The 5,337-nt window shown below is 68.4% G+C and carries 5 protein-coding genes and 1 riboswitch; of the genes, 3 read left to right on the forward strand and 2 right to left on the reverse strand.

Annotated features, from left to right (window positions below):
* Window positions 1-388 (reverse strand): FAD-dependent oxidoreductase (locus K789_RS0108070; RefSeq protein WP_029704744.1); only part of this gene is annotated, 388 nt, incomplete at its 3' end.
* Window positions 382-515: riboswitch (TPP riboswitch) on the reverse strand. It overlaps the preceding gene by 7 nt.
* Before the next feature lie 26 nt (window positions 516-541).
* On the opposite strand from K789_RS0108070, the gene K789_RS0108075 reads away from it, so the two are divergent.
* Window positions 542-1,261 carry a thiamine phosphate synthase gene (locus tag K789_RS0108075; protein ID WP_024366317.1) on the forward strand — a complete coding sequence of 240 codons (720 nt, stop codon included), beginning with the start codon at window positions 542-544 and terminating at the stop codon, window positions 1,259-1,261.
* 15 nt (window positions 1,262-1,276) lie between these two features.
* Here the strand turns inward: K789_RS0108075 and K789_RS0108080 are convergent, their stop codons facing one another.
* Window positions 1,277-1,945, reverse strand: coding sequence for a ferritin-like fold-containing protein (locus K789_RS0108080; RefSeq protein WP_024366318.1), 669 nt, complete (start codon window positions 1,943-1,945; stop codon window positions 1,277-1,279).
* Between the two features lie 41 nt (window positions 1,946-1,986).
* Here K789_RS0108080 and K789_RS0108085 point away from each other — a divergent pair, with 41 nt between their 5' ends.
* Both K789_RS0108085 and K789_RS0108090 read left to right on the forward strand, forming a co-directional pair.
* Window positions 1,987-3,522 (forward strand): RNB domain-containing ribonuclease, encoded by a 1,536-nt coding sequence (locus tag K789_RS0108085; RefSeq protein ID WP_024366319.1) that lies wholly within the window; start codon window positions 1,987-1,989, stop codon window positions 3,520-3,522.
* 310 nt (window positions 3,523-3,832) lie between these two features.
* A partial coding sequence (locus tag K789_RS0108090; RefSeq protein WP_024366320.1) for a DEAD/DEAH box helicase occupies window positions 3,833-5,337 on the forward strand: 1,505 nt, incomplete at its 3' end.

Here is a 5,337-nt window from a genome sequence, read left to right on the forward strand (position 1 = left end):
CGGCGAGGGTCGGCGTCGTGAGATATCCCGTACCGGAGCCGCCGTCTCCCGGGTCTTCCGCGGCCGCCCCGTCCAATCCGGCGGCGAAGGCCGGCCAGAGGCGGGAGGATTCAAGCATGAGTTCCAGGAGTTCTTCCTCCTGGTAGTGGAGTTCGCTCACCGGGGCAAGCATGCCCGCGGCGGCCCAGCTGGCGCCGCTTCCGGGGGCGTCGTCGATGAGGGCGACCGAACGCCCCGAGCGCCGCGCCGCCCAGGCGATCCCGTGGCCGACAACGCCGCCGCCAATCACGGCAACGTCGTAACATTTCGGGGTTTCCGTGTCATCCGCGGCGGCCGCGGCCGCTGCGTCGATGCCCGGGGCCGTGACTGGGTCGAAAGTGCTGCCCATGAAAGGTTCCTTCCCTACGCCGGTACTAACCGGATCAGGTCAAGCGGTCGGCTCTGACGCCCTCTCAGCCTGCCGGTGCGGACGCCAGTGGCGTGGACGGCTGCGGCAGGCTCCCGCGGTATTGGCCCAGTTTAGAGGAACTAGGCTGGAAGCATGAGCCAGGATGCCGTCCACACCACCGCCCGCCTTTACCTTTGCACCGACGCCCGCCGGGACCGCGGCGACTTTGCGGACTTCGTGGACGCGGCGTTTGCCGGCGGCGTGGACATCATCCAACTGCGCGACAAGTCGCTGGAGGCCGCCGAGGAGCTGGAACTGCTCGAGGTCCTGCACCAGGCGGCCCACCGACATGGCCGGCTGTGGGCCGTCAACGACCGGGCGGACCTCGCCTCGCTGTCCGGGGCTCCGGTTTTCCACATCGGGCAGAAGGACATCCCCCTCGGGGCGGCCCGGGACTTCCTCGGCAAGGACACCGTGATCGGTTTGTCCACCCACAGCCCGGAGCAGGTGGACGCAGCCATTGCCGCCGCCCCCGGCCGCAACGGCCTGGACTACTTCTGTGTCGGGCCGGTGTGGGCCACCCCCACGAAGCCGGGGCGCGCCGCCGTCGGACTCGAACTGGTGCGTTACGCTGCGGACGCGATCCGCCGGGCGGCACATAGCGCCGGCGGCAAGGCCGGCGGCAAGGCCGCGGGAAAGGTCGCCGGCGTGGTGCCCTGGTTCGCGATCGGCGGCATCGACCTTGGAAATGTGGAGCAGGTGGTCGAGGCGGGCGCACGCAGGATCGTGGTGGTCCGCGCCATCACCGAGGCCGACGATCCCGCGGACGCCGCCCGGGCCCTGCTCGCCGCACTCGACGCCGCGGACAGCTGAGTCCGGGCTGTCCGCTCAGCCGGCCAGTCCGAGCTGCGTCATCCGGCGTGAGTGCTTCGCCGCCAATTCCCGCATCAGCTCGCGGACAAGTTCCTTCGACTGTTCCTCATCCGCGCCGATCAGTCCGCCGACGAAGGCGTGTTCGAAACTCACCCGCTGGGCCTGGGTCAGGGCCTCCCCGAGCAGGCGCCTCGCCCACAGCGCGAGCCNCGCCAGCCGCGGGTCGTCGGCCAAGGCCGCCCTGAGCCGGTCCCGCAGCACGGCGGTGGCCTCCTCGTCGGCCTGGACCTGCTCCACCAGGGCACGGGTCGCGGAGTCGACGTCGCGGGAAACGGCGCGGTAAAAATCGGCGGAGACTGTGTCGATCACATACGCCTTCATGAGGGATTCGAACCAGTCCGCCGGACGCGTGCGTTCGTGGAAGTGGTCCACGGACGGCTGGAACGGCACCATGGCAGCCTCCGCGTCCAGGCCCATGGCGTCCAGTTTGGCGCTCACGAGTTCGTAGTGCTGGAACTCGATCACGGCGATCCGGGCCAGGACTGCACGGTCGTGCAGGGTGGGTGAATACCGCGCATCGGAAGAGAGCCGTTCGAAGGCGGAAAGCTCGCCATAGGCCATCACGCCGAGCAGATCCCGCAGGAAGGTGTTGTAACGGGCGGGATCGGCCGGGGATGTGCTCATGATCCAAGACTAATGGCGCAAATGAAGCTAATCTGATTTTCGTGTCCCATCATCGCTTGACCCCGAATGTCCACCAGCAGAAGAACCAACTTGCCCAGGCCCTCAACGCGCTGCGCACCACGCTGGAACTGCCGGGCCCCTTCCCCGAGGACGCCCTCCGGGAGGCCAAGGAGGCCGTCGCCGGGCACGAGCTGCCGGAGCTTGATTTCACCCACATCGAGTTCGTGACCATCGATCCCGCGTCCTCCACCGACCTGGACCAGGCCCTCTTCATCGACCGTTCCGGCGCTGGCTACAAGGTCTTTTACGCGATCGCCGACGTCCCGTCCTTTGTCGCCCCCGGCGGGGCGCTCGACGCCGAAACCCGCCGCCGCGGCCAGACCTACTACACCCCGGACGGCCGGATTCCGCTGCATCCGGAAGTCATCAGCGAAGAGGCCGGAAGCCTCCTCGCCGGGCAGCGGTGTGCCGCGTTTGTGTGGGAATTCGACCTGGACGACGCCGCCGAGGTGTCCGCGGTGCTGGTCCGCCGCGCCACCGTCCGGAGCCGGGCCAAGCTCAGTTACCAGGGGGTGCAGGCCGAGCTCGACGCCGGCACGGCCGCTCCCGTGCTGCAGCTGCTCAAGGAAGTCGGGATCAAGCGGGTGGAGCTGGAACGGCTCCGCGGCGGCGCCAGCCTGAACATGCCGGAACAGGAAATCGAACAGCTGCCCGACGGCGGCTACCGGATTGTCGCTGCCCCGCCGCTGCCCGTGGAGGACTGGAACGCCCAGATTTCGCTGATGACCGGGATGGCCGCCGCGGGGATCATGCTGGAAGGCAAGGTCGGCATCCTGCGCACCATGCCGGCGCCGGATGAAGCCTCGCTGGCGCATTTCCACCGCCAGACCCGCGCCTTGGGCAAGCCCTGGGACGGCGAAATGAGTTACGGCGAATACCTGCGGACCCTTGATCCCACGGACCCGCAGCAGCTGGCGATCGTGCATTCGGCCGGCATGCTGTTCCGCGGCGCGGGCTACACACCCTTCGACGGAACCGTGCCCGGGGCCGCCACCCAGGCGGCCATCGGCGCCGCCTACGCCCACTCCACGGCCCCGCTGCGCCGGCTGGTCGACCGTTTTGTCCTGGTCATCTGCGAGGCCCTCAGCAACGGCACGGCCGTCCCTGCCTGGGCCCGCGAGGCCCTGCCGTCCCTTCCCTCGATCATGGCCGGTTCCGACCAGCTGGCCGCCAGGCTGGAGCGGCTCTCGCTCGACACCGTCGAGGCGGCGCTGTTGGTCAACCACGTCGGCCAGGAGTTCGACGCCGTCGTGATCTCCGGCTCCAAACCGGCCCGTAATGGGAAGACCGGCAACGGGAAAAGCGCGAATGGCAGGAACGGCAACGGAACGAACGGCAATGGAGGCGCCAGCACCAAACAGGGCAACGGAAGCGGGCCCTCCGGGATCGTGCAGATCGCCGAGCCTGCAGTGACCGCCCGCTGCCCCGGCGAACTGGAACCCGGAACCCAGGTCCGGGTCCGGATAGTGTCCTCCGACATCACCACCCGCGAGGTCCGGCTGGAGCTGGTGGGCTGAGCACCGGGCGGTGGTTCCGCGGGCATCTTTTCTGACTCAGCGCGGTCCGTCGAGGTTCCGGGCCGCGTACAGCTAGACTGGAAGGGTAGATATGGATGCCCGGTCGTTGATTTCCTTGATTTTCGAATTCAACAAGCCCGCCCCTACGCGATCTTGAGACAGACCCGCTGGTCCCCAGTGCCAGCATTTGATAGCCCGCGATCGGCTTCCACTGGAATTGCCTGCGCGCCTGAGCGTGCTCCGGAACGGCCACCCGGCCGGCCCCGTTGAGCAAGCAGCGCAGCCCAAAATGAATAAGGAAACTCCCCTAGTGAGTGAATTGCACACGCACCAGCTTCTGACCGACGAATCCGGCACGGAAACGATCGAGCCGGAAGAAACCATCATCTCGGACGAAAAGCCGCACGAGATCGCCGAGAAGACCTTCGCCGACTTCAACGTCCGCGCCGACATCGTGGAGTCGCTTGCCGACGCCGGCATCACGCACCCCTTCCCGATCCAGGCCATGACCCTGCCGGTCGCCCTCAGCGGCCACGACATCATCGGCCAGGCCAAGACCGGCACCGGCAAAACCCTCGGCTTCGGCATCCCGGCGCTCCAGCGCGTCGTCGGACCGGACGACGCCGGCTATGACCAGCTCCCCGCCCCGGGCGCCCCGCAGGCCCTCGTGATCGTGCCGACCCGCGAACTCGCCGTCCAGGTTGCCGGCGACCTGCAGAACGCCGCCCGCAAGCGCAACGCCCGCATCACCACGATCTACGGCGGCCGCGCCTNNGAGCCGCAGGTTGAGTCGCTGCAGAAGGGCGTCGAGGTTGTTGTCGGCACCCCCGGCCGCCTCATCGACCTCTACAAGCAGAAGCACCTCGTCCTGAAGAACGTCAAGATGGTCATCCTTGACGAGGCCGACGAAATGCTGGATCTCGGCTTCCTCCCGGACGTCGAAACCCTCATCGCGGGCACCCCCGCCGTCCGCCAGACGCTGCTGTTCTCGGCCACCATGCCCGGCCCCGTCGTGGCCATGGCCCGCCGCTACATGACCAAGCCGACCCACATTCGCGCCGCCGACCCGGACGATGAGGGCCTGACCAAGCGCGACATCCGCCAGCTGATCTACCGTGCCCACAGCATGGACAAGATCGAGGTTGTGGCCCGCATCCTGCAGGCCCGCGGCCGCGGCCGCACCATCATCTTCACCAAGACCAAGCGCACCGCCGCCAAGGTGGCCGAGGAACTCGTGGACCGCGGCTTCGCCGCCGCAGCCATCCACGGCGATCTTGGCCAGGGTGCCCGCGAGCAGGCGCTCCGCGCCTTCCGCAACAACAAGGTGGACGTCCTCGTCGCCACGGACGTCGCCGCCCGCGGCATCGACGTCGACGACGTCACGCACGTCATCAACTACCAGTGCGTTGAGGACGAAAAGATCTACCTGCACCGCGTGGGCCGCACCGGCCGCGCCGGCAACAAGGGCACGGCCGTGACCTTCGTCGACTGGGACGACATGCCCCGCTGGGGCCTGATCAACAAGGCTCTGGGCCTGAGCGTCCCCGAGCCCGTGGAAACCTACTCCTCTTCCCCGCACCTCTTCGAGGAACTCGACATCCCCGAAGGCACCAAGGGCCGGCTGCCCCGCGACAAGCGTGTGCTGGCCGGCGTCGACGCCGAGGTCCTTGAGGACCTGGGCGAGACCGGCAAGAAGAACACGCGCCCCAGCGGACGCGACGCTGGCAGCACCGGCGGCCGCGACAGTGCCCGCAGCGGTGGACGGGACAGTGGTGGACGGGACGCTGGCAGCACCGGGGGCCGCGGCACCGGCGG

This window comes from Arthrobacter sp. TB 26, assembly GCF_000427315.1.
Taxonomy (GTDB): Bacteria; Actinomycetota; Actinomycetes; order Actinomycetales; family Micrococcaceae; genus Arthrobacter.

Excerpts from the sequence above, each read along its gene's own strand:
- K789_RS0108075 (WP_024366317.1), top strand. The coding sequence starts at position 542 with ATGAGCCAGGATGCCGTCCACACCACCGCCCGCCTTTACCTTTGCACC.